Below are 26,638 nucleotides of genomic sequence, written 5' to 3'. Positions count from 1 at the left end.
CGCTCGCGAGCACGGCTGACTGCCTCTGTTCTTTTCTACCGGGTCGCTCGCGGCCCGCGCGCGCGGACCCGCCGATGCCGTCCCGGCGCCCTGCCCGTGTGGCCGATCGGGGCGGGTGGGCCGGCATCGGCAGGTAATCGGATCCGGCCCGGCACCCGCTGTCCGTGCCGGGCTCGGTTCCCGCGCACGGGGACTGGTGGAAGCGACCGGCACGCCGCCGGACGTTGCGGCATCGCGAGAACGGGTACAAGGGAGAGGTGCGGTGGAAATATCTGTTCGCGGTATCGAGTGCGGCGCTCGTCGCCGCCGTATCACTGTTCGTCCCGGCTCCGGCGGCGGCCGCGCCGAGCCCACGGGTGGATGCGGAACGGCCACTCGGCGGGCGCGCCGTCCAGCTGGATGTGTTCTCCCCGGCGATGAACACGGTGATCACCAACCGGGTCATCCCGGCGGCCGGAGGCGGGCCCGCTCCGACGATCTACCTGCTCACCGGTATCGGTGGTGGGACCGACGGCATCTCCTGGTGGGACGATACCGATGTCCGGCAGTTCTTCGCCGACAAGAATGTGAACGTGGTGATGCCGATCGGCGGCGCGTACACCCTGTACACCGATTGGCATACCGACGATCCGGCGCTCGGGCGCGCCCGCTGGCAGACCTACCTCACCGCCGAGCTCCCCGCCGTGGTGGACGACCGGTTCGCCACCACCGGCCGCAATGCGATAGCCGGTGTGTCCATGAGTGGCGGCTCGGCAGTGGACCTTGCGATCCAGGCACCCGGCCGGTACCAGGCGGTCGCTTCCTACAGCGGCTGCCCCTGGTCCGCTGACGCGGCCGGGGTCGCGATGGTCGCCGCGCAGGTGCTCCGCGGCGGCGGTAACCCCGGCAATATGTGGGGTCCGCCCGGTGGGCCCGGCTGGCAGGCGCACGACGCCTTCCGGCACGCTGCGCGGCTCGCGGGCACGACGGTGTATCTGTCCGCCGCCTCGGGGATTCCGGGCACCATCGACCGCGGCTGGGGTTTTCCGCCAGTCGAGGCCATCGCCAGTGCCTGTACCTCGGCTTTCGCCGGGCGACTCGGCCAACTCGGAGTGGCTGCTGTGCACATGGACCGGCCGGCTGGTGCGCACACATGGGGCCAGTTCGAATACGACCTGCACGATTCCTGGCCTCATCTTGCGCGAGCCATGGGCGCGTGAGCGCTGGGACGGTTCACGTGATGGCGCGACCTGTATTCCGAGCCGGTGTGAATTGCTGCCGTGTACTGCCCATCGTGGGCCGGCTCGCCGGCGATGACACCGTCGGCCGATACGGCAGGATTGGCCGCGTGCTCCCTGTGTCCGTTGCGTGGCGCAACGACACGGGCCGAGCCCGCGCAGATCGGCGATGATTGTCGAATGAGGGAATTGAGGTGCACATACTGCGCCGGAACGGAACTGGAGCCGGGTTTCCTCGAGGGGCGCGGGCAGGGATCCGGCGGGCATGTGCGGTGGATCGAAGGTGCGCTGGAGCGTGGGATTTTCGGCGCCGCCAAACGCATCGGCAGGCTGCGGCGCGCGGTCGACACCTACCGGTGCGTGCGCTGTGGTCACCTCGAGATGTTCGCCCGCCCGCAACGCGAGTAACGCGTGGCGGGCGTACTGCTCCGGGTGCCACGTAAACCGGGGCACCGTTGTCGATGAGCCGGACCGGCCGGCGGGGACCCGGGGGAGATGTGGACATACAACTGGACAGGTGTCACCATCGGTGCGCAGCCGGTTTTCCGTGGCTGTGCCGAGCGACGAGAGGAACAGGCGCATGGAAATGCGTGCGAATCGGGGACCGGAGCACGAGATCGGCGGTGGCCGGCGATGAGCACCATGCGGCCGTGCGAACGGGTCGGGCTCGAATTCCTCGAAAACGCGCCGGTGCGATGCAGTAACAGCGTAGATCTTGCGGTCACCCCCGAGCAGTTGTTCGAGGTGCTGGCCGATGCCGATTCCTGGCCGCAGTGGGCGAGCGTGATCACCAAGGTCACCTGGACCAGCCCGGAACCCCGTGGCGTCGGGACGACCCGGGTGGTCCATATGCGTGGCGGGCTGGTCGGTGACGAGGAGTTCCTGGTCTGGGAACCGAATACCCGGATGGCGTTCCGGTTCAACAGTTCTTCCACCGGCGCGCTGAGGGCCTTCGCTGAGGATTACCGGATCATACCGACCCCCGAGGGATGCCGGCTCACCTGGACGCTCGCGCAGAGCCTGGCCGGTCCTGCGCGTTTCACGGCGTTCGTGGCGACACCGTTCATGAATATGGCGTTCCGTCGGTTCCTGGCCAACCTTCGCCGCTACACCGACCACCGGTTCGCCCCCGCGCAGCCCTGAGTGTGACCGGGGCGGGCTGCGCGGTCCGTCCCGGTCAGCCCATCAGTAGCGAGCCCGCCAACCAGGCGGCCAGCACCAGCACCACCCCGATCAGCGCGCCCGGATACAGCGCACGCCCGCTACGTGCCGCGTTCACCGAGGTGGCGGCGCCGATCAAGAAGCCGAAGCAGCCACCCAGCACGATGATCCAGTTCCCGGTACTCGGATCGGTACTGCACCCGGTACGCCCTTCGCAGACGCCCATCGCCAGTAGGAACCACGGGGAGATGACCACCGAGACAATGGCCAGCGTGGCGAGCAGGAACCACAGCAGTGCGGTGATCACCAGATCGGGTTCGCGGGGAGCCGGTAGCGGCGCGCCCCGGCCGTAGGCTTCGTCCGGGATGGGTGCGACAGGGTAGTCGGTGGACATCTGATTCGGGAACATATGCCTCGCGATCGCTCGAGCCGACAGGGCCGCTGGTAGGTATTTCGGAACCGTGCCTGTGCCGCAACTGATCCGGCACGCGCGCGACACTACACGGCCTGGCCGGCACGTGGCGGCGTCCGCGACGATCGGGCCTCTGCCGGCATCGCGCGGATGACGCGCTGCGGTTTGCGTCTAACGTTGTGGCGTCCCGGGTGCCGCCGCGTGCCGGTCGTCGTCCGGCGGATCGTTGTCCACGACCGGTCCCCCTTCCGGTTCCGCTTTTGGGGAATCCGCTGCCGGCGCCGGATCCGGTGGCCGATCGCTACCCGCTGCCATGTAATTGCTCGTCGTGGCCCGGGATACGCTGATCCGCCAGGGAATCCAGGACGACCCGTTTGTGCGGCGCGGCATCATCGCGACGCCCACCACTGCGCCGGCCACCGCGATGATCACGGCGGCAATCGCGGCGGTGGTAACCGTACCCGAGGCCACGTATTCCAGCTGATTCAAACCGGCCACCGGTTTCGTACCGTCGTTGAAGGCCCAATCCACCCAGGAACCGATTTGGCCACCGAGATCCCAGCGGCGCACCGTCATACTCTTCAGGTCCTTCTGCCGGGCCGTCAGATACAGCAGATTCACCACGATCAGCACGGCTGCCAGTACGGACGCGCCGGTCGCGACCCGTGCGAAACGTGGCGAATTCGTGACGATGTAGATCACGACCGCGACGACGGTGACCGCGATGGCGGTGCTGGCGACAACGGCCCACGAACCTGTCAGGTTCGCGGAGGCGGGCGGACCCTGAGACGACCACACGGCCAGGTACCGTGTGGTGGAATCGATCCGCCCGAACGCCGTGGCCGCGGCAATACCGTCCGGCCCCTCCGCCACCATCCAGTGCCGGAACATCAAGAGGAATGCGACAACGCCCGCGACCGCACTGAATACGTAGCCCCACTTGCCGATCAGCCGTGGTGACGTACGGACATCGTCCGCGCGTCCGCGCGCCCGCCGCAGTAGTTCGGCGGCCGTAGCCCTGTGTTCGTTCCACCGCTGCATCCGGTCACCGGCCGCCGCACTATCCGGGGTACCGCCGAACGAGGAGCGCACCGCGCTGCCCGCTTCGGCGCCCCGACCGGCGCTGCGGCCCCACGGGGTCGGTTTGGCCATCACCCCAGTGTATTTCTGCGCCCAGTGCTGGGAATAGACGATGGAAAGCGCTCCGATTCAGAGGTTTCGGCGCTACGCTGCATCCGATCTGTGCGCGTGTCCGTTGGCCACCAGATCGACCACGGTATCGCGTAGCACGGCCCGGATGTGTTGCGCATGCGCGAGGAGAAGGGCCGGAGATCCGTTGTCGCCGGCCGGCTCCGCCGAGGCGGCAGTGACCAGGTCGTCGGCGGTATGACACAGTGCGAGCAAGCGCCGCACCATATCTCGCCGCTCGGTCGTCGGTATGACTTCTGCATCCACGATGATGTCATCGCCCCGGGCGCGGAAGTCGTTTCGCGGCGCGGGCAGTTCGCCGAATACGCCGGGCCGGAAGAGCCCGGTTCGGGTCCGGACGTACCGGACGATGATCGCCGCCCCTCGCGGCACCGGCTCATCCGGTCCTGTATCGCTTCGGTAGCGTCCACATCATTGTCGATCTACCCGCCGGGAGGTAAAACGGTGTACGCAGGCCGGGTGCTGCTGACGCTGCTGGCTGCTGTGCTCATGGTGCCGGTCGCCGCCTGCGGTTCGCCTGACCACCGGCAGGCGACAGCTCCGGTGGACCGCGGGGAGATCGTGTCGGTGACCCCGATGCCCGCGATGAACGGCCCGGAAACCAGCGCCTATCTCGACAAGTGGAAATACCCGCTGCCGCAGGCAGGCGGTGTCCGCCGATACAGCGTCGAATACCGGACTGTCGCCGCCGACGGCGCGCCCACCACCGCCAGCGGATTGGTTGTGGTGCCCGATAGCGAGAATCCGCGCCTGCGGGCGGTGTCCTACGCACATGGCACGATCGTGCGCCGTGACGAGGCGCCGACCGCCGCGGGGGAAACCGACCGAGCCAGGGCGACCTTGTTCGCCGCTGCCGGCTACCTCGCCGTGGCACCGGACTACCTCGGGCTGGGCACCGGGCCGGGACCACATCCCTATGCGCACGCGCCGTCGGAGGGCACCGCGTCCGCGGACCTCTTGCTCGCGGCCCGCGAGTTGCTCGCCCGGCAGGATCGTGACCTCCACCCCGAGGTCCTGGTCACCGGCTTCTCACAGGGCGGGCAGGCCGCCCTCGCCCTCGCCCGGGATCTGCGCGAGGGCGAGGTGGATGGTTTCGGTCTCCGGGCGGTGGCCGCCGTGAGCGGACCGTACGCTGTGCAGGAGGTCCAAGCGCCGGCGGCGTTGGACGGCCGGGTGGATCCGCGCCAGGCGGTTGTCTACCTCGCCTACTGGATCACCGCGATGAACCGTATCTACCACCTGTACGACCAGTCCACCGAAGCGTTCCGGCAGCCGTACGCGCAGCGCGTCGAGGAACTGTTCGACGGCCGCCACGATCTGCTGAGGATCAGTGCGGGCCTCCCACGGACCCCGCAGGAACTGCTCACCCCGGAATTTCGGGCACTGGCACTCGACCCCACCGGTGCCGCCCTGCGTGCCATGACCGACAGCGATGCGGTGTGCGACTGGCGGTCCGGCGTTCCGGTCCGGTTGTACGCCGCCCCCGGCGATCGCAGTGTGCCGTTCGAGAATTCGCAGCGCTGTATGAAATCCGAACTCGGCGCTGATGCCGAGCTGATCGAACTCGGCGATTCCGACCACGGCGGCACCGTACGTGTGGCGCTCCCGCAGATCCTCGAATGGTTCCGGAATACGACACCGCCCGCCTGAACCGGCTGGGTTCGGGCGGGCGGTGCGCTGCGTACCGGCGGAATCAGTGCATCAGCACCGGCGCCGGAGCGTTCTCGCCGGTCTCCGGCACCGGACTCGCCTTGCGCGGCAGCAGCAGCGAGAAGACGACGGTCACCACGCACAGGACGAAGGCCACCCAGAAGCTGGTCGCATAGGCATCCGCCATTTCGCCGAGCATGATCTGCTCGAACTTGTCGCCGAGGCTCGCCAGGTACTGCAACACCGAGGGATCCGGCTGGGCACCGGTCTTCTGCGCCTCCATCATCGCCTGCCCGGCCGAGACCGCCTCCGAGTTCTGCATCCGGTTGGTGAGCACCACCGAGATCACCGCGACACCGACCGAGCTGGCGATCTGCTGGATGATATTGAGCAGTGTGGACCCGCGCGCCACCTGCGCCTCCTTCAGAGTGCGCAGTGCGGCGGTCATCAGCGGCATCATCGTCAGGCCCATACCGAGGCCCATGACGAACAGCACACCGAGGACGTAGAAGTAGGAACTATCGGCGCCGATCTGAGTCAGGCCGAACATGGTCGCTGTGAGAATAGCCAGGCCGACCGGGACGACCCGGCCCACCGGGACCTTGTCTACCAGCATGCCCGCGATCGGCATGGTGAGCAGCGATCCGAGGCCCTGCGGGGCCACGAGCAAACCCGCCATCAGTGCACTCTCACCACGCACCTGTTGGAAGTAGGTCGGGATCAGCAGCAGGCCGCCGAAGAACGACGCCGAGAACAGGAACATGGTGACGGTGGCGACGGTCAGATCACGGTTCTTGAACAGCCGCAGATCCAGTAGCGGATTCTTCGGTTTGAACGAGTACACGATGAACGCGGCCACGAGCGCTCCGCCGACCAGCATGGTCGCCCACACCTTCGGCGTGGCGACGGTGCCTTCCTCCGGGATGGAGGAGATGCCGTACAGGAACAGCGCCAGACCCGGCGACAGCATCAGCATGCCCACGAAATCGAACTTCTCGGTGGGCCGGGCCTCGTCCTTGGGCAAGGCGAACCAGGCGTAGACGATGGCAATCGCGCCGAGCGGCAGATTGATCAGGAAGATCCAGTGCCAGGACGCGTCCTCGATCAGCCAGCCGCCGAGGATCGGTCCGAGAATCGGGCCCAGCAGCATCGGCACACCGAGGATGGCCATCAAACGGCCCATCCGCTCGGGGCCGGCGGCTTTGGTCAAGATGGTCATACCGAGCGGCATGAGCATCCCGCCGCCGAGGCCCTGGATCACCCGGAAGCCGATGAGCGCGCCGATGTTCCAGGACAGTGCGCACAGCACCGATCCGGCGGTGAACAGCAGCAGTGCCATCATGTAGAGGCGTTTGGTGCCGAAGCGGTCGGCCGCCCAGCCGGTCAGTGGGATCACGGTGGCCAGTGCGAGGGTGTAGGCGGTGACCGTCCACGCGACCGTCGAGTAGTTGGCGACGTCGAATTCGGACTGGAATGTCGGCATGGCGACATTCACCACCGTGATGTCCAGAATGGACATGATGGATCCGAGAACGACGACACCGGCCAGTTTCAGCACGGATGCGTCGATCTTCTCCGGGGCCCCCGCGGCGGGCGCGGGGGCTGGACTTGCGTTCACGAATTATCTCCTGAAGATGCTGGGGGGCATGCCACGGCTTTGTGTATGGCCCCGGATTCGAGGGCAGCGGTGAGGACCCGGCAGAGGTCGGCGCGCAGTGGGCCGGGCAGGCGGTGCACCACCTGGTCGATGGTCGCGCGGTGGATGGCAATCTGGTCCCAGGCGAGCTGACGCCCGTCTTCGGTGGGGCCGACCAATTTGACCCGCCGGTCGGTGGGGCTTTCCTCTCGGGTGAGTAGACCCAGACGCACCAGCCGGTCGACATTGCGGCCGGCCGCGGTCATCGACAGGCCGAGTTCACCCGCGATTGTGTGGATCGGTTGCGGCTCGCTGCGCCGGACGACGCTGAACAGCACTCGCGCCTGGGCCAGGGTCAGATCCAGCTCTGCGAGCCGGTCCACCCCTTCCCACCGTCCTGGATCGCAGACCGCGAGCACGAAGTGCTCGATCAGTGTGCCCGTTTCCGCCTCACTTGCCACCGCGCGATGATATGGGTAGCCGTGATAGTTGCGGAAGCGGGATTATCGCGCGTGTGATGGGAAACATAACCTGGCTCGTGTCCGTATTACCGGCGATGCGTCGCGCGCGGATACCGGTCGAAGCGAGGTCCGGTGCCGACAACCCGAGCGCCGGAACCGATCAGCTCCGCGGCGCGGAGCCGTCGGTGAGGAAATCGCCGATCAGTCCGGCGACCACAGCGGGCTGCTCCAGGTGCAGGAAGTGCCCGGCTCCCGGAACCATATCGACGGCCCCGCCCGCCGGGGCCAGGACCTCGGCGACACCGGCCGTGAACGCCGGATGCAATGTCGTATCCGCCGAACCGTGCAGATACAACATCGGCACCCGAGGCGCCTGATCCCAGAACCGGTGTGGTCCGGCATACGGCTCGGGAACTTTCGCGGTCACCCGCACGAACGCGCGGTAATAGGACAGCGCAGCGGTCCGGTGGGCGCCCGGGGGCAGGGCGTCGAGCGCATGGGCGATATCTTCCGCCGCAGGGTAACCCGGGGACCAGTCCTGCCACAGCCGGGGAACAAGCCGGTCGATCGCGCGTTCGGCGACCCCGGGCAGCTGGTTGAACAGGATGTACCAGCTGTACCGCAGCTGACGTAGATACGCCCCCGCCGACCGGGCGGTCTCCGCTCGCTGCGGCCGCATCCCGGGGACCGGCGGCACCGCGAGCGAAACCACCCGCCGGAAAGGGCAGCCGGGATCGGCGGCAATCGTATTGGCGGTCAGTGCTCCCCAGTCGTGGCCGATCAGCACGGCATCGTCCGGGGCGCCGAAGGCGTGATGGATCGCGAGAGCGTCGTAGGCGAGAGCGCCGAGGTGATAGACCCCATCGGCCGGTACCGCCGTCGGGGCGTACCCCCGGGTAAACGGCGCGATCACCCGGAAACCGCGGTCGGCGAGCGCGGGACCGAGCCGGCGCCAGGTCCAGGCACTGTCCGGGAAACCGTGTAGGCACAGCGCGAGCCGCCCGTCCGGCGCGCCCCAGGCGAGAGCGGTCATCGCCAGGTGGGGGAGTCCGAACTCCAGGGTCTCGGGCTCGTCCCCGCGGTGTGTGTTCATCCGGCCGGTCCTCTCTGGTTTGCCCGTCACGGTAGCCCGCCGGCCCGTATTCCGCCCCGGCGTCGGGGCATTCGCCCTGGGCGGTATGCTCACATCCCCCGGGAGAGATGGCGGTGCCGGTGCTGCGGGCAGGCTCGGATTTCGCGCGGCCACGGGGTTGTTGATGTCATAGGTGGCAAAGTATTCGGGGATCGGAGGAGTAGGCCCATGGCGCGCAAGGTCGTCATCAGCTTGATCGATGACCTCGACGGCGAATCACCCGCAGCCGAAACGGTGGTGTTCGCACTCGAGGGAGTGACGTACGAGATCGACCTGACCGAAGGTAACGCGGGCGAATTGCGCGCAGTCTTCGGAAAATGGACCCCGTTCGCCCGCAGGGCCGGACGGGCCGGGCGGACCAAACGGGAGCGGCCAGGCCGGTCGGCCTCGGCGAGGGTGGTCCGGGAATGGGCTCAGCGCAACGGGCACGAGGTATCGGCGCGCGGCCGTATCCCGGCTGGAGTGCTCGCCGCTTTCCAGGCCGTGAACGGCTGAGTTCGGGCCGAGAACGACTGAACAGAATGCGTTTCAACCCCGGTCGTGTGTAATCCGCGGCCGGGGTCGCGCCGCCCCTCGGCGCTGCCCCCGCGGTGGCCCGATCGGCGACAGCTGCCTCGGTAACAATCGTCGGCGGCGCCTCAGGGTTTGTAGGCGATACCGCCGACCATGACCTTCTCCTCCGGAAACCGTTCTCGCAGCGGCGGACCGGCGGGCCACCAATCGTCGAGCTGAACGAGACCCGGCGCGACGAGTTCGAGCCCGCCGAAGTATTCGAGGATTTCCGCACTGGTGCGATACCACCCCGAGCCCAGCCCTTTTTCGGTGAAGCGCCGTTCGAGTTCTTTCGCGAGTGCGTGGAGTTCGGGATCGAGTGAGCCTGGGTCGTGGAAATGGCTGATCGCCAGGTAGGAGCCCGAGGGCAGCAGTTCGACATACTCGCGCATCATGCCTACAGGGTCGAACTGCTCGTCGATATGGTGCAGCAATCCGCACAGGACGAGCCCGAGGGGCCGGTCCAGATCCAGAAATTTGGTGATATCGGAGTTGCCCAGCAGCGTGCCTTCTTCGAGGACGTCTGCGGAGATGAAATGCGTGTTCTCGTTCTGCTCGAGCAGGACTCGGCCGTGTGCATTGCACACCGGGTCGTTGTCCACGTAGACCACGTGGGCGTCGGAGTTGAGTTGCTGTGCGATCTCGTGCGTATTGGCGACCGTGGGCAGACCGGCGCCGATATCGAGGAATTGGTCGATCCCCGAAGTTCCGGCCAGATACCGGATCACACGATGCAACCAGCGGCGGTTCATGATGGAGACATCGCCCTGTCGCGGGGCCACCTCCAGGATCTGCTGGTAGGCGGACCGGTCGATGTCGTAGTTGTCCTTGCCGCCGAGGCTGTAGTCGTAGACGCGGGCGATGCTGGCGCGGGTGGTATCCACCCCGACGGGTTTGCGGGGGCGAATCCGGGAAGCCGGCTCGGCCATATCGACCTCTCTCTGCACGAAATGAACAAGACGAAGGAACTGTGAACCGAATCACTCAGCGTAGAACGTTGCCGCGAGGTGAGCAATATCGTGATCACCGTGCGCGGCAACATACTTCGAATCGCCGCGCGGCGGACCGGGTGCTGTACTGCGGCACGCGCCCCGACGGTTGGCGGAAAACCATGTGACGTAACCCGATTCGATAGGCACGCTACCGCAGTGGCCTGGGCCGTTCCCCGGATCCGGGTTACCCGTCTCCGTCGATACTGTGCAGTCGCGCCGCCGTGGGAGGGCCCGGTTTGTACCCGACACCGGCGATCACGACCCGCTCCTCCGGAAGTCGCGGCCGGGTGGGCGGCCCGGACGGCCACCAGTCCTCGAGCTCGCTGAGGCCCGGCGCAATGAGCTCCAGTCCCTCGAAATATTCGAGCTGTTGTTCCCGGGTTCGGTACCACCCCGAGCCCAGGCCCATTTCGGTGAAAGCCCGCTCGAGTTCTTTCGCGAGTGCGTGGAGTTCGGGGGCCTCGTCGGCCGGATCCCAGAAATTGGTGATCGCGACATACGATCCGGCCGGTAGCCGGGATATGTATTCACGCATCACTCCCGGTGGGTCGAGCTCGTCGTCGAGGTGATGCAGCAGCCCGCAGAGGATGATCGCCATCGGCCGGTCCGGGTCGAGGTATTGCAGAACATTCTTGTTCTCCAGCAGCGTGCGCTCTTCGAGGACGTCGCCGGAGACGAAATGGGTGTTCTCGTTCTGCTCGAGCAGGACTCGGCCGTGCGCGTTGCACACCGGATCGTTGTCGACGTAGACGACCTTGGCTTCCGGATTCTCCTGCTGCGCGATCTGATGGGTGTTGCCCACGGTCGGCAGACCGGCGCCGATGTCCAGGAACTGGTCGATGCCGGCCGGTCCGGCAAGGTATCTGACGACCCGGTGCAGCCAGCGCCGATTCATCCGGGAGACATCGCCCTGCCGCGGTGCGAATTCCAGGACCTGCTCGAAGGCCACCCGGTCGACGTCGTAGTTGTCCTTGCCGCCGAGGCTGTAGTCGTAGACGCGGGCGATGCTCGGCCGGGTGGTATCCACCCCGACCGGTGCGCGAACCCCTGTCCGAGGAGCCGGTTCCGCCATGAAAACCTCTCTCTGCATTATCGATCGAACAGCGTGATGGTAGGACCGCTCCGCAGCAGGCGTGCGTTCAGGCTCCGTTGCCGCGTTCGAGTACCTTGCCCGGCAGCCAGCCGCCGCCCAGGTGGGTGACTCGCCACCAGTCGATATCGATGACGACCGCGGTGACGGGAGACGCGAAGAATGGTTCGACCTGTGGTTCCTTGCGCAGCAACGCCTGGAAGGTCTCGTCGCGCTCGCTGTCGTCGCGCAGTGTCACCGTGCCGAGTCCCTGGGCGAACGGGTCGGCGATACCGCCCGGCACCACTTTCACCCCGACGTTGGGATTGGCCTTCAGCTGACCGAGCGTGCGGCCGCGGTTCTCGAGGATCAGTGTGAGACGGAACAGGTCTTCGTCGAGATTGGCGAAGAACGCGCTGGTGGCCCAGTTGACTCCGTCTTCGGAGGTTGCGAGGTCGATACTGGAATGGGTGAGGACCTCGGTCAGTTTCTTGCGGATCTCGATGGCGGTGACTTCGTCGGACATGGGCCCTCCAGTTTTCTCGGTGTGCAAGGTGGTGATTCGTTCTCGGAATGCCGCTGGGTTCCCAGCGGATCCGGGCCGGATGGTTGCGCGCGAGCCTAGCGGTCCGCGCCGGCGCGGACCGGTCCGGGATAGACGAGGAAGCGACGGGAAGTGGTTGCTGCCCAATTCCTTACGGATGCTCGCCGAGTTTTCCGTGGGATAGCCGGGGTGGGTGCAGATCGGGGATGTCGAGTGCAGGTAACCGTTCCCGGTGGACGTCGCTCCCTGCCCTGTGGGCTCACCGGGGCGACACGCTCCCGGACCGGCCGGTCGGTTGTCGCGATTCGGGCGAGCAGGCGGTATGCTGGGTGCGGCTTCCGCAGTACCCGCACCTGCTCCCCGTGCCCTCATCGGTGTCATCTCCCCAGGTCTTCGCGGTTGCGAGGCCGGATCGTCGTGTCGTGGGGGAGTTTACGCAATCAATGCCTATCGTGCGCGCAAACGTACGAGAAGCTACGGTTATGCGGCGCTGTAGAATTCGAGCCGAGGTGCGCGGCAGTGGGTTGCCGTGCGGATGCCGGGTCCCCCCGGTGTGGGCGCGTTTCCGATATTCGGTGCCTACTTGAGGGTAAGATCGCCTGCCGACCGGTGCGGTTCGTCGGTGGCGGGCGCCGTACGATGCAGCACAGCACGAACTGGCCAGAGGCGATCATGACTAACGAGCAGGACGATTCCGATCTCCCGGATAAGGCAGAAGCCGACCGCGGGCCCACCGTATTGCGTATATCGCTCGGTAGCCGGCTGCGGCAGCTGCGCGAGGCGTGCGGTATCAGCCGCGAGGACGCCGGGGAGCATATCCGCGGTTCGCACGCCAAGATCAGCCGCCTCGAATTGGGCCGCACCCGGTTCCGGGAACGCGATCTGATGGATCTGCTGAAGCTCTACGGTGTCGACGATCCGGAGGAGCTTTCGGTCTACCTGGAGTTGATGAAAAAGGCCAACGATCCGGGCTGGTGGCAACCGTTCAACGATCTGCTGCCGCCGTGGTTCGAAACCTATATCGGCCTCGAACAAGCCGCGACCACGATTCGCACCTATGAGGCGCAGTTCGTCCCCGGTCTGCTGCAGACCGAAGCCTATGCGCGTTCGGTGATCAAACTGTTCAACGAGGAGGACACCGAACGCCGGGTGGGGGTGCGGATGCGCCGCCAGGAGATCCTCAGCCGCGCGTCGGCCCCGACGCTGTGGGCGGTGGTGGACGAGAACGCGCTCCGCCGCCCGGTCGGTGGTTATCCGGTACTACGCGGCCAGATCGAGCATCTGATTGCCGTGTCCGACCGGCCGAACGTGAAGATCCAGGTACTGCCCTACGACGTCGGTGGGCACCCCGCCGCGGGCGGTTCGTTCAGCATCCTGCGCTTCCCGGAGCCCGAGTTGCCGGACATGGTCTACATGGAACAGCTGACCACCTCGCATTACCTCGAGAAGAAGCATGAGGTAGAGGTGTACATGACGGTGATGAACAAGCTCAGCGTCATTGCACCGACCCCGGGGGAGAGTCGCGACCATCTGCGCCGGGTGCTCGGCGAACTGCCCGACAAGTAGTCGAGGTCCCGCTACGCCGGCGGGTGAGCCGGCCCTGATGGGGAGAATCCGAAAGTGCTGGGCTGCAAGGTTTCAGAGGCTTTGCATCTATCAGAGACTAGAACGATGGGCATACGTGGATATGCGCATTTAACTATGCGAAATAGCGCCTGCGTTCCAGGGCACGAGCATCGGCAACACCAAAAGAAGTCAATGAGGCCCGTGATGGTAGGAAGAGTGCGTGGCCGCGACAGGTGATAACTCTGGCTCCGCTCGTTCCCGTGCTGTATCGGAGGTGGTGGACCTGGTCAGTTCGCTGATCCGATTCGACACCTCGAATACCGGCGACCCGGCGACCACCAAGGGCGAACGCGAATGCGCCGAGTGGGTTGCGCGGCAGCTGGAAGACGCGGGTTACACCACGGAATATGTGGAATCCGGCCTACCGGGCCGGGGAAATGTTTTCGCGCGGCTGCCGGGCGCCGATTCGAGTCGCGGTGCGCTGTTGCTGCACGGGCATCTCGATGTGGTGCCGGCCGAGGCGGCCGATTGGAGTGTGCACCCCTTCTCCGGTGCCGTGCAGGACGGCTACGTCTGGGGCCGTGGCGCCATCGATATGAAGGATATGGTCGGAATGATGCTGGCGGTGGCCCGCCAGTTCAAGATCGAGGGCACCGTACCGCCCCGCGACCTGGTGTTCGCATTCCTGGCCGACGAGGAGAACGGCGGGAAATGGGGGTCGCAATGGCTGGTCGAGAACCGGCCTGATCTTTTCGCCGGAATCACCGAGGCGGTGGGGGAGGTAGGCGGTTTCTCACTGACCGTGCCCCGCCCCGACGGTGGCGAACGGCGGCTCTATCTGGTGGAGACAGCGGAAAAAGGTCTGGGCTGGATGCGGTTGCGGGCGAAGGCTCGCGCCGGGCACGGGTCGTTCCTGCACGAGGACAACGCGGTGACCATCCTGGCGGCTGCGGTGGCCCGGCTGGGGACACATACTTTCCCGCTCGTCGTCTCCGACTCCGTGGCCGAGTTCCTCGCGGCGGTATCGGAGGAAACCGGGCTCGCGTTCGACCCGGGCAGTAAGGACATCGAGGGCACGCTGGCGAAGCTGGGGTCGATTTCCCGGATCATCGGCGCCACCCTGCGTGATACGGCGAATCCGACCATGCTGAACGCCGGGTACAAGGCGAATGTGATCCCGCAGACCGCGGAGGCCGTGGTGGACTGCCGGGTGGTGCCCGGCCGCCTGGCGGAGTTCGAACGCGAAGTGGACGAGCTGATCGGACCCGACGTGGAACGCGAATGGGTCACCAAACTCGATTCCTACGAAACAACTTTCGACGGCCATCTGGTGGACGCGATGAACGAGGCGATCCTGGCGCATGACCCGCACGGGCGGACGGTGCCGTACATGTTGTCCGGCGGTACCGATGCGAAGGCGTTCGCTGATCTGGGGATCCGGTGCTTCGGCTTCGCCCCGCTGCGGTTGCCACCGGAATTGGATTTCGCGGCGCTGTTCCACGGCGTCGACGAACGGGTGCCTGTCGACGCCCTCGAATTCGGCACCGATGTCCTGGAACACTTTCTGTTGCACAGCTGATCCGATTCGAGAGAGGTTTCCATGACCTACAACCCTTATGACGCCCTGCCCTCGGTGCCATCGTTCACCGTGACGTCCGCCGATGTGTCCGACGGTGCGCCGCTCGGCAACGATCAGGTCAGCGGTGTGTTCGGCGCCGGCGGTAAGGATGTGTCGCCGCAGCTCGGCTGGTCGGGTTTCCCGGCGGAGACGAAGAGTTTCGCAGTGACGGTGTACGATCCGGACGCGCCGACCGCTTCCGGTTTCTGGCATTGGGCGGTGGCCGATATCCCCGCGTCGGTCACCGAGCTGGCGTCCGGAGCGGGCAGTGAGGGCGGCACACTGCCCGCGGGCGCGGTGATGCTGCGCAACGACGGCGGTTTCGCCGGATACGTGGGCGCGGCCCCGCCGGCCGGGCACGGTCCGCACCGGTACTTCATCGTGGTGCACGCGGTGGATGTCGAATCGCTGGGTGTACCACCGGAAGCCACCCCGGCCTTCCTCGGCTTCAACCTGTTCTCGCATACGCTGGCGCGGGCGACGCTGGTGGGTACCTACGAACAGAAGTGAATCGTGAACAGCACTGTGGCCCCGGGCTCACCGGGGCCACAGTCCTGTCGGAGCCGGGTTCGGCTCAGCCGCGTACGTCGATCACGGTCCCGGGTTTCTCGTCGGCATAGAGCGCGGTGATCTGCTCGGCGTACTTTTCGGCGATCGGCGCGCGTTTGAGCGACATCTTCGGGGTGAGTTCGTCGCCGCCGGGTTCCCAGACGGTATCGACGACTGTAAACCGTTTGATCTGTTCGACCCGGGCCAATTTTGCATTCCCGGCCTGGATCGCGGCGCGGATATCTTCGATGATGCCGGGGTGCCGGGCCAGTGTGGCGATATCGGCGTCGGTGGCATCGATTTCCTTGGCGCGGATGGCCGCCATATCAGGGTCGAGCACGATGAGCGCGGTGATATAGGGTTTGGCGTCGCCGAGCGCCACGGCCTGCCCGACGAGCGAGGAGGCGGCCTTGACGGCGTTCTCGATATTGCTCGGGGCGATGTTCTTTCCCCCTTCGTTGATGATGAGCTCTTTCTTGCGGTCGATGATCCGCAGGTAGCCATCGGTATCGAGAGTGCCGACATCGCCGGTGTGCAACCAGCCGTCGGCGTCCAGCGCCTCGGCGGTTTTCTCGGGCATGGCGCGGTAGCCGTGGGTGATGATCGGACCACGGACCAGTACTTCACCGTCGTCGGCCAATCGTAGTTCGAGTCCGTCGACGGCGCGGCCGACGGTTCCCGGCCGAGGTTTGTCGAGTTCGGTGTAGGTGGCCACGCCGCTGGTTTCCGACATACCCCACACCTCGGAGACGCAGAAACCGAGCCCCAGGAAGAATTCGAGAGTTTCCGCGGGGATCGGTGCCGCACCGGAGGAGGCGACCCGGAGTTCACCCAGACCGAGTGCCGCCCGTACTTTGGACAGCAGCAGCTTCTCGGCGATCCGGTGCTGCATACTCAGCAGCGGTCCGCGACCGGTGCCGGCCAGATCGGCTTTGGCGGCCGCGATTCCGGTGCTGACCGCCCAATCGGCGATGGCTTTCTTCGCCCCGGTTTCGGCGGCCAGTTTGGCCTCGACACCGCCTTTGATCTTCTGCCAGACACGCGGGACACCGAAGAAGACGGTCGGCCGGGCGTCGGGGAGTGCCGCGGCGATCTCGCGGGGATCGGGAACGGTGGTGATCTGGATACCGGTGACCAGGTTGATGGCATGGCCGGAAATCCGGTCCGCGACATGGGCGGCGGGCAGGTAGGACAATGCGCGGTCCTCGAGACCCACATCGAGCGGACCGCTGGTGAGGGCGAGGATCTGGGCCAGCACATTGCGGTGGGTGAGTTCGACGCCCTTGGAGGGCCCGGTGGTGCCGGAGGTGTAGATCAGGGTGGCGAGATCACCGGGTTCCACGGCCTGCCAGGCGGCGTCGAAATCGAAATCCGGATCGGGATTCGCCTCGAGGTCGGCGAGTGTGGTCGCGCCCTCGGCCGGCCCGTCGACGACGATGAGGTGGTCGATAGGTACGCCTGCGGCGCGGATGGTGTCCAGGAACTGCTGCTCGGTGACGACTATCTTGTTGCCGGCGTTGCCGAAGACATGTGCGATCTGCTCGGGTGAGCAGGTGTTGTAGACGGAGAACGGGGTGGCGCCCACATGCAGGGCGGCGGTGTCGAGGAGGTTGAACTCCGGCCGGTTGGTGAGCATGATGCCCACCGTGTCGCCGCGGGTGAGGCCGAGGGCGGCCAGACCCGCGGCGAGGACGCGGACGCGTTGCCCGTAGTCCCGCCAGGTGATTTCCTGGGTGCCGCCGACGGTGCGCAGGGCGACCGCGCCGGGGCGGAGAGTGAGGGTCTGCTGGAAGGCCGCGGGCACTGTGCGGGCAGTGACGCCGGTGCGGTGAGTGTAGACGATATCTGTGGTCATGGGTCCGTTCCCGAGGTGCTGGGGTTCCGGAACACTCGCCGTGGTTACCGCCAGAGGCTGTAGGAGCAGTCGGCGACCGGCGAGTGACGCGGATCACCAATGGTAGCCGGGGAACGGCGCCGATGGGCGCGTTCTGTCTGGGTCAGCGAACGGCGGCGATCGGCTCGTCCACCGGACGCTCCGGTCCCGGTTCGCTCGCCGGAATCCAGTGCCCGCGCCGACGACGTTTGGCTTCCAGGTAGGCAGCCGCTCGTTCGCTGAGCGGCGGTGTCCACAGCGCCTCGATCATGACGTCGATACCGGCCGCGCGGACGGCCTCGACCTTGTCGGGACTGTTGGTGAGCAGCCGGACCCGGGTGAGCCCGAGATTGCGCAGGCTGTTCGCGGCGTGCGCGTAGTCGCGACTGTCTTCGGGGAAGCCGAGGCTGCGGTACGCGGCGAAGGTATCCGCGCCGGTGCGGTCGGCCACCCCATAGCCCTGAGCTTTCGCGATGAGCCCGAGGCCACGCCCTTCCTGTTCCAGATAGACCAGTACTCCGTGGCCGGCTTCTTGGATGAGATCGAGGGATGTGCGCAGTTCCGGCCCGCAATCGCAGTCCTGGGAGTCGAGCGCTTCGCCGTATAGGCATCGGGAGTGGATCCGCACCAGGCAATCGTCGACGGGCCGGCCGAAGACCAGCACATGACCGAACTGGGGTTCGCCGTCGACCACGGGTAATACCTGCAGCGGGGATTCGTGGCCGTTGCGGGTGAACCGGTGCTCGGTGGTGGCGACAGCGGAGGGCTCCGCGGCTGCGGTCAAGGTCGATACTCCTTCGATGAATATTCGGTACCGCAAAGTATGGATGAGGCCGGGCTACCGCAGCGATCGGCCCGCCGATCGGGGACACGGTTCCCGTGCGATGGCGGGCCGATACGTGACTTGACGCCTGCCGTTACAAAATACGTACTCGGTGCGCGGCGCGGCGGTGGGGACGGTGGCCGGGCCGGGAGCGCGCGGACCGGGCGCCGGTCAGTGCCTTTCGGCGGTGAGCCGGAGGATGCGGTCCACCTCGTCGGCGGTGGGCATGGCGCCGGGTACGTCACCGGCGAACGACTGGGTCGCCACCATGGCGGCGGTCGCCCAGGTGTAGTCATGTTCGTCGGCCACCCGGCGGACGGGCCCGCCCTCGGCGTCGGCGACCGCGGGACGCGACAGCAGCCGGTACACCAGTGCCGCGGAGAATGCGCCGCGCGAACCCGGTACGTCGGTGAGTGCCGCGGCCTGGAAGCGCGGGATATCGAGGGCGAGCCGGTCGGAGCGGACGGTACAGCCGAAATCCTCGACGACGCAGACAACGCGGGTGCCCAGCATCTGGAGCTGCTGAGCGATATGGGCCCCGGACTGGGCGGGTATCTCGGGAACCATACTGTCGAGCTCCTGGGTGGACCCGATCAGATAGTCGACGGTGGACAAGTAGCGGTACAGCACCTGGGGGGTTTCGACATCGGCCGCGGTGAGCACCAGGGTGGGCCGTTCCGGAAGTTTCTGCAGTATCGCCAGGACCCGTTCGATCACCGGTAGCGGTGGTTCGAGCGTGACCAGGACGGCGTCGGTTTCGGTGAGTGCGGCGCGGACTGCCGGTCCGGTGAGCTCGGCAGTGGTGAGCCGGATGCGATCGTCCTCGCAGAAGATGGTGCCGGCGATGCCCGTCTTGCCGACGATGAGTGCGGTGATCGGGGTGGTGGCGTCGGGAACGACCCTGACCAGCGATGTATCGACATTCTCGGAACCGAGGTAGTCGAGGATCCGGCGCCCGGCCTCGTCGTCGCCGACCGCGCTGATCAGCCGGACATCGATACCGAGGCGGGCGGCGGCGACGGCGCGATCGAGTCCTTTACCGCCCGGGTTGTCGCTGAAACGGCCGCGGGCGAACCCGCGCGCATCGGGTATTGCGTCGACTCGGTAGATGTGGTCGATCACGGCGTCGCCCACGACGGTGAGCGTGCCGATACGGCCGGCGTTGCCGTGGCGGGCGACGCTGTGGAGGGGCTGGGCGTCGGTGTAGACGTTCCCGGTGACCAGCAGCGCGGCCAGTGCGGTGAAGGCGCGCCGTTCGGGGGTGGCACGCAGCGAGCGCACGGTGGGCGCCGGGGGGATTGCCTCGGCGTCGGCGATCTCGTGCAGCCGGCTCCAGTGTGCCGAGAGGTATTCGCGGCGGTCGCCGAGGTCCTGCGAGTAGAGGTCGTCAGGGTCGATTCCGGCGGTTTCGGTTTCGCGTAGCAGGCCGAGGGACAGTTCGGCGTCGGTGATGACGCGGTGGGTCGGCGGGAGGCGGCGGGCGTGTTCGCGGACGACGGGGAGTACGGCGGCGGTGCGGGTGATGCCGTGGGTGGCGGCGTATCGCCGGATGACCGGGAGGTCGAGGAGGGGACTGGTATCGATTTCGGTGGTCGCCAGGCGGTCGGGGCTGAGTCCGGAGCGTTTGCAGAGCCGGGTCAGGATGTTGCGGATAGCGACGATTGCGGTGTCGTCGGTGGGGGACATACCGCGGGCCTTTCTCGTATTTCGCCGTCGCCGAGGGGTTTCGACCCGGTCACATCTGGCAATAACCATAATGCAGGACGGCGTTTGACATAAACATTGACCCGCGGGCCAGTCAAATGACACACTGGAAGAAGCGTTTCCCTCGATCAGAGGTACGGGAGGGCCTGGTGATGACAATGACGACAGCCCGGTTCCGTGGACACCGTTATCCGGCCGAATGTCGGCCCGCCGCCTGCGCCGGGACGGATCCGGAGGCACCCTCCGCGACGGCGCGCTGAGCGCGCCCGGTAGTCCGCCCTTATCCGACGGCAGCGATGCCGCGCCGGCTGTGGTTCCGGCCCGGTATCGGTGCCGAGCCCCTGAGGAGGCAGCTGTGAGCATCCATATCACCGACTGGTTGATGACCAGCGGTATTTCCCTCGAATTCGCCGAGCGCGTGCAGACCCGTCACGGATCGTCGTGGCTGTTGAGCTGGTTGCCGGGCCGGGCCCTGTCGTTCGAACATGCTTATGCGGCAATGGAGCTCGACGAAATTCTGTCCGATCCCGAGCTGGTGTACGACGACGCTGCGCTGGCCTGGGCCCGGCACCAGGCGGAGCTGCTCGGGCTGGTGTTCGACCAGGTCGTGGTCCTGCTCGCCACTCGTGTCGAAGCCAGACTGGCGGAGGCGCAGATCATGCAGGACGAACTGGTGACCCTGCCCACCGGATATCGAGCCGACCCCGGCGCAATCCGTAGCGGTTCGGCCGCCTGACCCCGCTCGGTCAGCGGTTTGCGGTGTGGCCGGCGCCTACGGCGTCGGCCAGGCTGCGGTATCCGCCGGCGCGGAGCCGGTCGGCGATCCCGCGGTGTATCCGCCGCGTCCACAACGGACCGCCGTAGATGAAACCGGTGTACCCCTGAAGCAGGGACGCCCCCGCCAGGACCCGTTCCCACGCCTGGTCGGGGGTTTCGATACCGCCCACCGAGATCAGCACGAGCTGCCCGCCCACGCGGGCGTACAGCCGTCGCAGGACATCCAGCGAGCGGTCGGCCACCGGCGGACCGGACAACCCACCGGCACCGATGGCTTCGACCGCGGCGGGATCGCTGTTCAGTCCGTCGCGCCCGATGGTGGTGTTGGTGGCGACGATTCCGGCCAGGCCTAGTTCCACGGCAAGGTCGGCCACCGCGTCCACATCCTCGTCGGACAGATCCGGTGCGATCTTCACCAGTACCGGCACCCGCACACTGTCGAGTACCGCGGTCAGGACGGGGCGCAACGACTCGACCGCCTGCAGGTCCCGGAGACCGGGAGTGTTCGGGGAACTGACGTTGACTACCACGAAATCGGCATGCGGTCCGAGCAGGCGTGCGCTGGTCGCGTAATCGTCGGCGGCGCGCTCGGCGGCCACGGCCTTGGTTTTGCCGATATTGGCGCCGATGGGCACCGACGGCACCCGACCGTGCAGCCGGGCGGCCGCGGCGGCCGCACCGTGGTTGTTGAAACCCATCCGGTTGATCAATGCACGATCGGCGGGCAGCCGGAACAACCGGGGTTGCGGATTACCCGGCTGCGCGGCGGCGGTGACGGTGCCGACCTCGGCGAAGCCGAAGCCGAGCGCACCCCAGGCGTTCACTCCGGTGGCGTCCTTGTCGAAACCGGCGGCCAGCCCGAGCGGCGCCGGGAAATCGACCCCGAACACGCGGGTGCGCAGGATGGGATCGGGCACGGCGAAGAGGCGGTACAGCGCGGCGCGGGTGGGCGCGAACGCGGTGGCCGCGCGCATCACCCCGAACACGAGCCGGTGGATCCGTTCCGGCGGTACCAGGAACATCAGGCGGAGCAGTAATCGGTACAGCACGCTCATAGCTCCGCGGTATGCCCCGCCGGGCTGGAGAGCGCGGTTTTGCGGCGGCGCAGCAGAACGCGGCGGCTGCCGTCGGTGTAGGCGCGGACCCGGGACAGTTCCCAGCCGCCGAATTCGGCCTGGATAGCCAGCCGCATCGATGCGGTCACGCGGGTGACGTCCGGTGGAAGCCGCAGGGGGACGTATTCGTAGTCGTCGCCGGTGGTCTCCCACTCGGCGGGGAGTTTTGCCCGCGTCGCCGCGCCACGGTGAGTGGATCCCATCACTGCCCTCTCTCGCGCTGGTCCGCGGATATCTGTTGCAGACCCGGTTCGGTGGCCGAGCCGATGTAGAGGTCGCCGGTATCGGCGTCGACGGTCACCGCGTTCGGCTGCCGGACGGTGGGGTAGCGGCCCACCTCTCGCGGTGCTCCCGCCGACAGGTCGTAGCCGACGATCTCGTTGCTCTGCGTGCACGTCACCCATACGGTGTCAGAACCCCGGTCATAGGAGAGTGCGTAAGGCGACGATCCTACCGGGTAGCGCTGCCGGAGGACGAGTGGTTCGGTGGTGAACACCAGCAACTGACCGCTGTCGGGGTCGGTGACGACGACCCGGTTGTCGGGGGCTTCGATCAAATTCGCGGCGCCGGTTCCCGCGCGCAGCGCCAGTCCCAAACTCTCGTCGCCGGGTTCGATCTCGGTGAGCAGTGTCTGGCGACGGTCGAGGACGGCGAGGGTATCGCCGGTGAGCGCGATTCCATCGGCAGAGGCCAGTCCGGTGATGGTGTGCGCGACCTTGCCCGTGCCGTCCACGACGAGGACGCGGCCGTCGGCGGTCCCGGCGATCAGGGTGCCGTCCGGGCGGGCGCGGACAGTCTGCAGATCGCCGTCGACCGCAACCTCGGTGACCGTACGAGCGGCGGCGTCGATCCGCAGGATCACACCGTCGCCCGCGGCGAGGAATTCGCCCGGGGTACCGGCGGCGAGACCGCGGGCCGGGGTGGGCAGACGTACTTCATGGCTGGTGGGTGGCGTGGTTGCTGGATCGAACACCACCAGACCGGTGCCTGCCGGATCGAGGCCGGCGAGGAAACCGCTACCGGGATCGGCGGCGAGGGCAGTGAGTGGAGCGGGCGCCGGGTACACGGCCCCGGCCGGGGCAGCGGCCACCGGTGGCGATACCGCCGGGACCGCGGGTTCCCGGGTGGGTGCATCGCCCGCACCGGAATCGGAATCGCCGGAGCAACCCACCAGCAGGGCAGCGGCGAGTAGCACGACAACGACGGTACCGCGGGGTTGCCGGTGTCGCGCTCGTCTCGCTGTGCCCGGAAACGACCGATACTGCATGGGATTATCTGATCACGACCGGGTGATCACCTGTATCGGCGGGGTGTGGGGTGTCGGCGGCCGGTCGTCCGCGGGGCGCGTTAACGTACGGATCAGACAGTGCGGAGTTCAGGAGTCGACGATGCACGAGGTGCCGGGGTTTTCCGCCGAGGAAGTGACGACGGGCCCGTTCGCGCACGGGTTCGGCTGTACCGGGGACGGGCGGACGTTCGCGTTCCGCACGGTCCGGGCGACACTGCAGGTGGAGATCTACCGTCCGGACCTGGATTCGGAGGTGCCGGGTCCGGAGGATGTGGTGGCCGTGGCCGAAGCCCGGGTGACCGATATCGATCTCGACGACACTCGCAGCGTGATCGCCTTGGTGCGGGATCTGCTGCCGCGGGCGACTTCCCCTCCTGGGGCCCGTACTGTTCCGACAGTACGGGCCCTGCTGGCGCGTATCGGCTCGGTGATCGAAGGCAGGCAGTGAGAGTGATATGCAGGACGTGATGCGGTACACAGCTGTTTCCCGGTCGATGCGCGTGGTGCGTGCGTGCGTCGCCGTGGCGGCTACGGCCGCGATGGTGCTGCTCACCGGCTGCGGAACCGGTGTCGACGAGGATTCGGTGGCGGCGGCCCGGTCGTCGGCGAAGGCGGCGTTGTCGTCCTCGGCGGTGGCGACCTCGCGGGAGCTGGCATCGCGTACGCTGCCGACCGCGGCGGAGCTGGACAACCGGATCAAGCGGGCGCTGGATCCGGCGCTGCCCGATTCGGAACGTACGGAGCTGATCGAGGACGGGGAAGCGTTCCGGGACGCGATTCCGGATATGTACAAGGCGTTGCAGGACAATCCGCGGGCCGTCTACGGGGTCACCGACCCGGTGTTCGACAATCACGACGGCACTGTGACGGCGACGCTGCGACTGGACAAAGATGGTTCGGGCAAGGCGGTCCGGACGACGGTGGTGCATTTCATCTATCTGGACGGCGCGTGGAAGCTCTCGCGGACCGATCTGTGCGGGATCCTGCGGTCGGCGGACTACCGCACGCCCGCCTGCGGTTAGTAACGGGCCGGCGCAATGTCGACGGCAGGAACCCAACGGTGGGGTCGCTTCGTTTACCGGCACCGGGTCGCGGTCCTGGCGATTTCGCTGCTCGTGGTCGCGCTGTCCGGACTGTACGGCCGGGATCTGGCGGATCGGCTCACCCAGGAGGGCTGGTTCGACGAATCCAGTGAGTCGGTGGCGGCCTCGAAACTGGCCGATACCACCTTCGGCCGCGATACCGACAGCGACGTGATCGCTCTCTATACCGCGCCGGCGGGGAAGACGGTGGACGATCCACAGGTGCGGGCGGCGGTGACCGCGCAGCTGGCGGGTCTGCTGCACGACCATCCGGACCGGGTACTGCGCATCGACAGCTATTGGGACAGCGCCCTGTCGGGACAGTTCGCCGATGATTCCCGGACGTACGCGTTCGCAAGTATCGGGTTGCACGGGGAAGGGTCGGCGACCGTCGACAACTACCTGGCGATCACCGGCGATCTGGATGCCGGCGCTCCCGGCGCGGGCCCGGCCGGGACGACCGTGGAGCTGGCCGGGTTGCAGCCGGTGGTGGAGGGCATCAACACCGGGATGCAGGACGATATCCAGCGCGCGGAGATGATTGCGCTACCGCTGGTGGCGCTGCTGCTGTATTTCGTTTTCGGCGGCGTGGTGGCGGCGCTGCTACCGGTGCTCGTCGGCGGTATGACGATCCTGGGCACCCAGGGCATGATGCGGCTGATCACCGGCCATATCGAGGTGAACGTGTTCGCCAGCGCAGTGGTGACCCTGGTGAGTCTGGGGCTGGCCATCGACTACGGCCTGTTCACCGTGACCCGGTTCCGGGAGGAGCTCGCGGCAGGCCGCAGCGTGGAGGACGCGGTATCGCGGACGGTGGCGACGGCGGGTCGCACGGTGGTGTTCTCGGCGGCGATCATCGCGGTGAGCCTGGGAGCGCTGTTCATCTACCCGAACGGTGTGCTGCGGTCGGTGCCCTACGGCGGGATCAGTTCGGTGCTGCTGGCCGCGGTGCTGTCGGTGACCGCGCTGCCGGCCATGCTGGCGATCGTGGGGCAGCGAATCGATCTGTGGCGGTGGCGCCGATTCGCCCGCGCCGGTACCGAGGCCGAAATCGATCGCGGGATCTTCTCCCGGCTGGCGGTCCGGTCGATGGCGCGGCCGTGGGTGGTGATCGTGCCGGTGGTGTTGGGACTGCTGTTACTGATGGTGCCGTTCCGGCATATCGAATTCGGTGGGTTGAGCGAAAAATACCTGGCGCAGGACAATCCGGCGCGGGTGGCACAAGAGAAATTCGACGCCCTGTTCCCCGGTTTCCGCACCGAACCGCTGCGGCTGGTGGTGACGGGTGCGGACGCGGCACAGTTGAGCGATATCCGTGTGCAGGCGAATGTGACCCCCGGTCTGACAGGCCCGTTCGAACCGGCGGCACCCACCCGGGACGGGATCAATGTGCTGGAAGCCGGTCTGGTGGACGATCGGGCCGTCGATACCGCGATCGCGGTGTTGCGCGGTATCGAGGAACCGGACGGTGTGCGGGTGATGGTGGCCGGGGTGCCGGCGCTGGAACGTGACAGTATCCATGGGCTGCTGGAGGGGTTGCCACTGCTGGCGCTGCTGCTGGTGGCGGCCGCGGTGGCATTGATGTACGCGGCATTCCGGTCGCTGATCCTGGCGGTGAAGGCGGTCGCGATGTCGGCGCTGAGTCTCGGCGCCACCCTCGGCATACTCACCTGGATCTTCGTGGAGGGCCACGGCGCGGAGCTGTTCGATTTCACACCCGGGCCGCTGATGTTCGCGGTACTGGTGCTGATCGTGACCGTGTTGTTCGGGCTGTCCACCGACTACGAGGTGTTCCTGCTGTCCCGGGTCGCCGAGGCGCGCGCGAACGGTGCCGACCCGCCGGAAGCGATCCGGCACGGTCTCGCGCACACCGGCGGGGTGATCACCTCGGCGGCGGCGATCCTGATCGTGGTGACCGGTGCGTTCGGGTTCTCGGAACTGGTGATGATGAAATACATCGCCTACGGCATGATCGCCGCGCTTGTCCTGGACGCCACGGTGATCCGGATGCTGCTCACCCCCGCGGTGCTGAAACTGATCTGGCGGCCGAAATCGCCGCGCGCAACATCCGGTGTCGTCGCGGAGCCGGACACCGCGGTCTCCGTGGCGCAGACAGCCGAGAAGGCGTAGCCGACCGATCGTCGGATCTGTCGGTCTCGGGGCCTCCCGGTGGCCGAAATCGGTCTCGGCGCCGGCCCCGGCCATCGC

General features: G+C 67.0%; 26 protein-coding genes. 12 read left to right on the top strand and 14 right to left on the bottom strand.

Features of this window, described 5'->3' with window-relative positions:
* Window positions 1-257: 257 nt before the first annotated feature.
* From NS6_RS02615 to NS6_RS02605, 3 genes are all read left to right on the top strand, one after another.
* Window positions 258-1,199, top strand: coding sequence for an alpha/beta hydrolase (locus NS6_RS02615; RefSeq protein WP_084470570.1), 942 nt, complete (start codon window positions 258-260; stop codon window positions 1,197-1,199).
* Window positions 1,200-1,397: 198 nt separating this feature from the next.
* The gene (locus NS6_RS02610) at window positions 1,398-1,625 is read left to right on the top strand and encodes a hypothetical protein (protein WP_068035831.1); all 228 of its coding nucleotides are present in this window, start codon (window positions 1,398-1,400) and stop codon (window positions 1,623-1,625) included.
* 234 nt (window positions 1,626-1,859) lie between these two features.
* The gene (locus NS6_RS02605; protein ID WP_068036121.1) at window positions 1,860-2,360 is read left to right on the top strand and encodes an SRPBCC family protein; all 501 of its coding nucleotides are present in this window, start codon (window positions 1,860-1,862) and stop codon (window positions 2,358-2,360) included.
* A gap of 34 nt (window positions 2,361-2,394) precedes the next feature.
* Here NS6_RS02605 and NS6_RS02600 read toward each other — a convergent pair whose 3' ends face one another.
* Both NS6_RS02600 and NS6_RS02595 read right to left on the bottom strand, forming a co-directional pair.
* The gene (locus tag NS6_RS02600; RefSeq protein WP_157112590.1) at window positions 2,395-2,772 is read right to left on the bottom strand and encodes a hypothetical protein; all 378 of its coding nucleotides are present in this window, start codon (window positions 2,770-2,772) and stop codon (window positions 2,395-2,397) included.
* Window positions 2,773-2,961: 189 nt separating this feature from the next.
* Entirely contained in the window at window positions 2,962-3,942 is a 981-nt protein-coding gene (locus NS6_RS02595) for a hypothetical protein (protein WP_157112589.1), read from the bottom strand.
* Between the two features lie 156 nt (window positions 3,943-4,098).
* Here NS6_RS02595 and NS6_RS02585 point away from each other — a divergent pair, with 156 nt between their 5' ends.
* Window positions 4,099-5,649, top strand: coding sequence for an alpha/beta hydrolase (locus NS6_RS02585; protein ID WP_157112588.1), 1,551 nt, complete (start codon window positions 4,099-4,101; stop codon window positions 5,647-5,649).
* Window positions 5,650-5,692: 43 nt separating this feature from the next.
* Here NS6_RS02585 and NS6_RS02580 read toward each other — a convergent pair whose 3' ends face one another.
* The 3 genes from NS6_RS02580 to NS6_RS02570 form a co-directional block, all read right to left on the bottom strand.
* Window positions 5,693-7,267, bottom strand: coding sequence for a DHA2 family efflux MFS transporter permease subunit (locus NS6_RS02580; RefSeq protein WP_068035820.1), 1,575 nt, complete (start codon window positions 7,265-7,267; stop codon window positions 5,693-5,695).
* The gene (locus tag NS6_RS02575; protein WP_068035818.1) at window positions 7,264-7,746 is read right to left on the bottom strand and encodes a MarR family winged helix-turn-helix transcriptional regulator; all 483 of its coding nucleotides are present in this window, start codon (window positions 7,744-7,746) and stop codon (window positions 7,264-7,266) included. Before NS6_RS02575 ends, NS6_RS02580 begins: the two co-directional genes overlap by 4 nt.
* Before the next feature lie 160 nt (window positions 7,747-7,906).
* Window positions 7,907-8,839: an alpha/beta fold hydrolase gene (locus NS6_RS02570; protein ID WP_068035816.1), complete on the bottom strand. Its 933-nt coding sequence runs from the start codon at window positions 8,837-8,839 to the stop codon at window positions 7,907-7,909.
* A 207-nt stretch (window positions 8,840-9,046) separates the two neighbouring features.
* Between NS6_RS02570 and NS6_RS02565 the strand changes: the two genes are divergently transcribed.
* On the top strand, window positions 9,047-9,373 hold the full coding sequence (locus NS6_RS02565; protein WP_068035814.1) for a histone-like nucleoid-structuring protein Lsr2: 327 nt from the start codon (window positions 9,047-9,049) through the stop codon (window positions 9,371-9,373).
* A gap of 143 nt (window positions 9,374-9,516) precedes the next feature.
* Here NS6_RS02565 and NS6_RS02560 read toward each other — a convergent pair whose 3' ends face one another.
* The 3 genes from NS6_RS02560 to NS6_RS02550 all read right to left on the bottom strand — a co-directional run bounded on the left by NS6_RS02560 (window position 9,517) and on the right by NS6_RS02550 (window position 12,017).
* Window positions 9,517-10,359, bottom strand: coding sequence for an SAM-dependent methyltransferase (locus NS6_RS02560; protein WP_068035812.1), 843 nt, complete (start codon window positions 10,357-10,359; stop codon window positions 9,517-9,519).
* 247 nt (window positions 10,360-10,606) lie between these two features.
* Entirely contained in the window at window positions 10,607-11,494 is an 888-nt protein-coding gene (locus NS6_RS02555) for an SAM-dependent methyltransferase (protein WP_068035810.1), read from the bottom strand.
* Window positions 11,495-11,561: 67 nt separating this feature from the next.
* Window positions 11,562-12,017, bottom strand: a complete 456-nt coding sequence (locus NS6_RS02550; RefSeq protein ID WP_068035808.1) for a beta/alpha barrel domain-containing protein — start codon at window positions 12,015-12,017, stop codon at window positions 11,562-11,564.
* Window positions 12,018-12,707: 690 nt separating this feature from the next.
* Between NS6_RS02550 and NS6_RS02545 the strand changes: the two genes are divergently transcribed.
* The 3 genes from NS6_RS02545 to NS6_RS02535 all read left to right on the top strand — a co-directional run bounded on the left by NS6_RS02545 (window position 12,708) and on the right by NS6_RS02535 (window position 15,729).
* Window positions 12,708-13,601, top strand: a complete 894-nt coding sequence (locus NS6_RS02545) for a Sco1979 family transcriptional regulator (RefSeq protein ID WP_068036119.1) — start codon at window positions 12,708-12,710, stop codon at window positions 13,599-13,601.
* 220 nt (window positions 13,602-13,821) lie between these two features.
* Window positions 13,822-15,180, top strand: a complete 1,359-nt coding sequence (locus tag NS6_RS02540; RefSeq protein ID WP_084470540.1) for a M20/M25/M40 family metallo-hydrolase — start codon at window positions 13,822-13,824, stop codon at window positions 15,178-15,180.
* 21 nt (window positions 15,181-15,201) lie between these two features.
* Window positions 15,202-15,729, top strand: coding sequence for a YbhB/YbcL family Raf kinase inhibitor-like protein (locus NS6_RS02535; protein WP_068035806.1), 528 nt, complete (start codon window positions 15,202-15,204; stop codon window positions 15,727-15,729).
* Window positions 15,730-15,793: 64 nt separating this feature from the next.
* Here NS6_RS02535 and NS6_RS02530 read toward each other — a convergent pair whose 3' ends face one another.
* The 3 genes from NS6_RS02530 to NS6_RS02520 all read right to left on the bottom strand — a co-directional run bounded on the left by NS6_RS02530 (window position 15,794) and on the right by NS6_RS02520 (window position 20,150).
* The gene (locus NS6_RS02530) at window positions 15,794-17,623 is read right to left on the bottom strand and encodes an AMP-dependent synthetase/ligase (RefSeq protein ID WP_068035804.1); all 1,830 of its coding nucleotides are present in this window, start codon (window positions 17,621-17,623) and stop codon (window positions 15,794-15,796) included.
* 142 nt (window positions 17,624-17,765) lie between these two features.
* Entirely contained in the window at window positions 17,766-18,425 is a 660-nt protein-coding gene (locus NS6_RS02525; protein WP_068035802.1) for a GTP cyclohydrolase II, read from the bottom strand.
* 210 nt (window positions 18,426-18,635) lie between these two features.
* Window positions 18,636-20,150: a carbohydrate kinase family protein gene (locus tag NS6_RS02520; RefSeq protein WP_068035800.1), complete on the bottom strand. Its 1,515-nt coding sequence runs from the start codon at window positions 20,148-20,150 to the stop codon at window positions 18,636-18,638.
* Between the two features lie 373 nt (window positions 20,151-20,523).
* Here NS6_RS02520 and NS6_RS02515 point away from each other — a divergent pair, with 373 nt between their 5' ends.
* Window positions 20,524-20,904: a hypothetical protein gene (locus NS6_RS02515; RefSeq protein ID WP_068035798.1), complete on the top strand. Its 381-nt coding sequence runs from the start codon at window positions 20,524-20,526 to the stop codon at window positions 20,902-20,904.
* A gap of 10 nt (window positions 20,905-20,914) precedes the next feature.
* On the opposite strand, the gene NS6_RS02510 is transcribed toward NS6_RS02515, so the two are convergent.
* From NS6_RS02510 to NS6_RS02500, 3 genes are read right to left on the bottom strand one after another with little or no spacing between them, the layout of a single operon-like run.
* Window positions 20,915-21,991 (bottom strand): quinone-dependent dihydroorotate dehydrogenase, encoded by a 1,077-nt coding sequence (locus NS6_RS02510; RefSeq protein ID WP_068036115.1) that lies wholly within the window; start codon window positions 21,989-21,991, stop codon window positions 20,915-20,917.
* Window positions 21,992-21,996: 5 nt separating this feature from the next.
* Window positions 21,997-22,263 (bottom strand): DUF5703 family protein, encoded by a 267-nt coding sequence (locus NS6_RS02505; RefSeq protein ID WP_068035796.1) that lies wholly within the window; start codon window positions 22,261-22,263, stop codon window positions 21,997-21,999.
* Window positions 22,263-23,255, bottom strand: a complete 993-nt coding sequence (locus NS6_RS02500) for a YncE family protein (RefSeq protein WP_068035794.1) — start codon at window positions 23,253-23,255, stop codon at window positions 22,263-22,265. Before NS6_RS02500 ends, NS6_RS02505 begins: the two co-directional genes overlap by 1 nt.
* 193 nt (window positions 23,256-23,448) lie before the next feature.
* Here NS6_RS02500 and NS6_RS02495 point away from each other — a divergent pair, with 193 nt between their 5' ends.
* From NS6_RS02495 to NS6_RS02485, 3 genes are read left to right on the top strand one after another with little or no spacing between them, the layout of a single operon-like run.
* On the top strand, window positions 23,449-23,796 hold the full coding sequence (locus tag NS6_RS02495) for a hypothetical protein (protein WP_068036114.1): 348 nt from the start codon (window positions 23,449-23,451) through the stop codon (window positions 23,794-23,796).
* A gap of 19 nt (window positions 23,797-23,815) precedes the next feature.
* Window positions 23,816-24,370: a WKL family lipoprotein gene (locus NS6_RS02490; protein WP_068036111.1), complete on the top strand. Its 555-nt coding sequence runs from the start codon at window positions 23,816-23,818 to the stop codon at window positions 24,368-24,370.
* Window positions 24,371-24,385: 15 nt separating this feature from the next.
* Window positions 24,386-26,560, top strand: a complete 2,175-nt coding sequence (locus NS6_RS02485) for an MMPL family transporter (protein WP_068035791.1) — start codon at window positions 24,386-24,388, stop codon at window positions 26,558-26,560.
* Window positions 26,561-26,638: the final 78 nt, after the last annotated feature.

Origin of the sequence: Nocardia speluncae NBRC 108251 (assembly GCF_001613245.1) — a bacterium.
In the GTDB taxonomy this organism is placed as follows: domain Bacteria; phylum Actinomycetota; class Actinomycetes; order Mycobacteriales; family Mycobacteriaceae; genus Nocardia; species Nocardia speluncae.
This window is presented reverse-complemented; position numbering and strand designations above follow the sequence as displayed.

What these genes read in the sequence shown, in the direction of transcription:
- NS6_RS02610 (WP_068035831.1), top strand. Translation starts at nt 1,398, where the DNA reads ATGAGGGAATTGAGGTGCACATACTGCGCCGGAACGGAACTGGAGCCG.
- NS6_RS02605 (WP_068036121.1), top strand. Translation starts at nt 1,860, where the DNA reads ATGCGGCCGTGCGAACGGGTCGGGCTCGAATTCCTCGAAAACGCGCCG.
- NS6_RS02600 (WP_157112590.1), bottom strand. Translation starts at nt 2,772, where the DNA reads ATGTCCACCGACTACCCTGTCGCACCCATCCCGGACGAAGCCTACGGC.
- NS6_RS02595 (WP_157112589.1), bottom strand. Translation starts at nt 3,942, where the DNA reads ATGGCCAAACCGACCCCGTGGGGCCGCAGCGCCGGTCGGGGCGCCGAA.
- NS6_RS02585 (WP_157112588.1), top strand. Translation starts at nt 4,099, where the DNA reads ATGCGCGAGGAGAAGGGCCGGAGATCCGTTGTCGCCGGCCGGCTCCGC.
- NS6_RS02570 (WP_068035816.1), bottom strand. Translation starts at nt 8,839, where the DNA reads ATGAACACACACCGCGGGGACGAGCCCGAGACCCTGGAGTTCGGACTC.
- NS6_RS02565 (WP_068035814.1), top strand. Translation starts at nt 9,047, where the DNA reads ATGGCGCGCAAGGTCGTCATCAGCTTGATCGATGACCTCGACGGCGAA.
- NS6_RS02560 (WP_068035812.1), bottom strand. Translation starts at nt 10,359, where the DNA reads ATGGCCGAGCCGGCTTCCCGGATTCGCCCCCGCAAACCCGTCGGGGTG.
- NS6_RS02555 (WP_068035810.1), bottom strand. Translation starts at nt 11,494, where the DNA reads ATGGCGGAACCGGCTCCTCGGACAGGGGTTCGCGCACCGGTCGGGGTG.
- NS6_RS02550 (WP_068035808.1), bottom strand. Translation starts at nt 12,017, where the DNA reads ATGTCCGACGAAGTCACCGCCATCGAGATCCGCAAGAAACTGACCGAG.
- NS6_RS02545 (WP_068036119.1), top strand. Translation starts at nt 12,708, where the DNA reads ATGACTAACGAGCAGGACGATTCCGATCTCCCGGATAAGGCAGAAGCC.
- NS6_RS02535 (WP_068035806.1), top strand. Translation starts at nt 15,202, where the DNA reads ATGACCTACAACCCTTATGACGCCCTGCCCTCGGTGCCATCGTTCACC.
- NS6_RS02530 (WP_068035804.1), bottom strand. Translation starts at nt 17,623, where the DNA reads ATGACCACAGATATCGTCTACACTCACCGCACCGGCGTCACTGCCCGC.
- NS6_RS02520 (WP_068035800.1), bottom strand. Translation starts at nt 20,150, where the DNA reads ATGTCCCCCACCGACGACACCGCAATCGTCGCTATCCGCAACATCCTG.
- NS6_RS02505 (WP_068035796.1), bottom strand. Translation starts at nt 22,263, where the DNA reads ATGGGATCCACTCACCGTGGCGCGGCGACGCGGGCAAAACTCCCCGCC.
- NS6_RS02495 (WP_068036114.1), top strand. Translation starts at nt 23,449, where the DNA reads ATGCACGAGGTGCCGGGGTTTTCCGCCGAGGAAGTGACGACGGGCCCG.
- NS6_RS02490 (WP_068036111.1), top strand. Translation starts at nt 23,816, where the DNA reads ATGCGGTACACAGCTGTTTCCCGGTCGATGCGCGTGGTGCGTGCGTGC.
- NS6_RS02485 (WP_068035791.1), top strand. Translation starts at nt 24,386, where the DNA reads ATGTCGACGGCAGGAACCCAACGGTGGGGTCGCTTCGTTTACCGGCAC.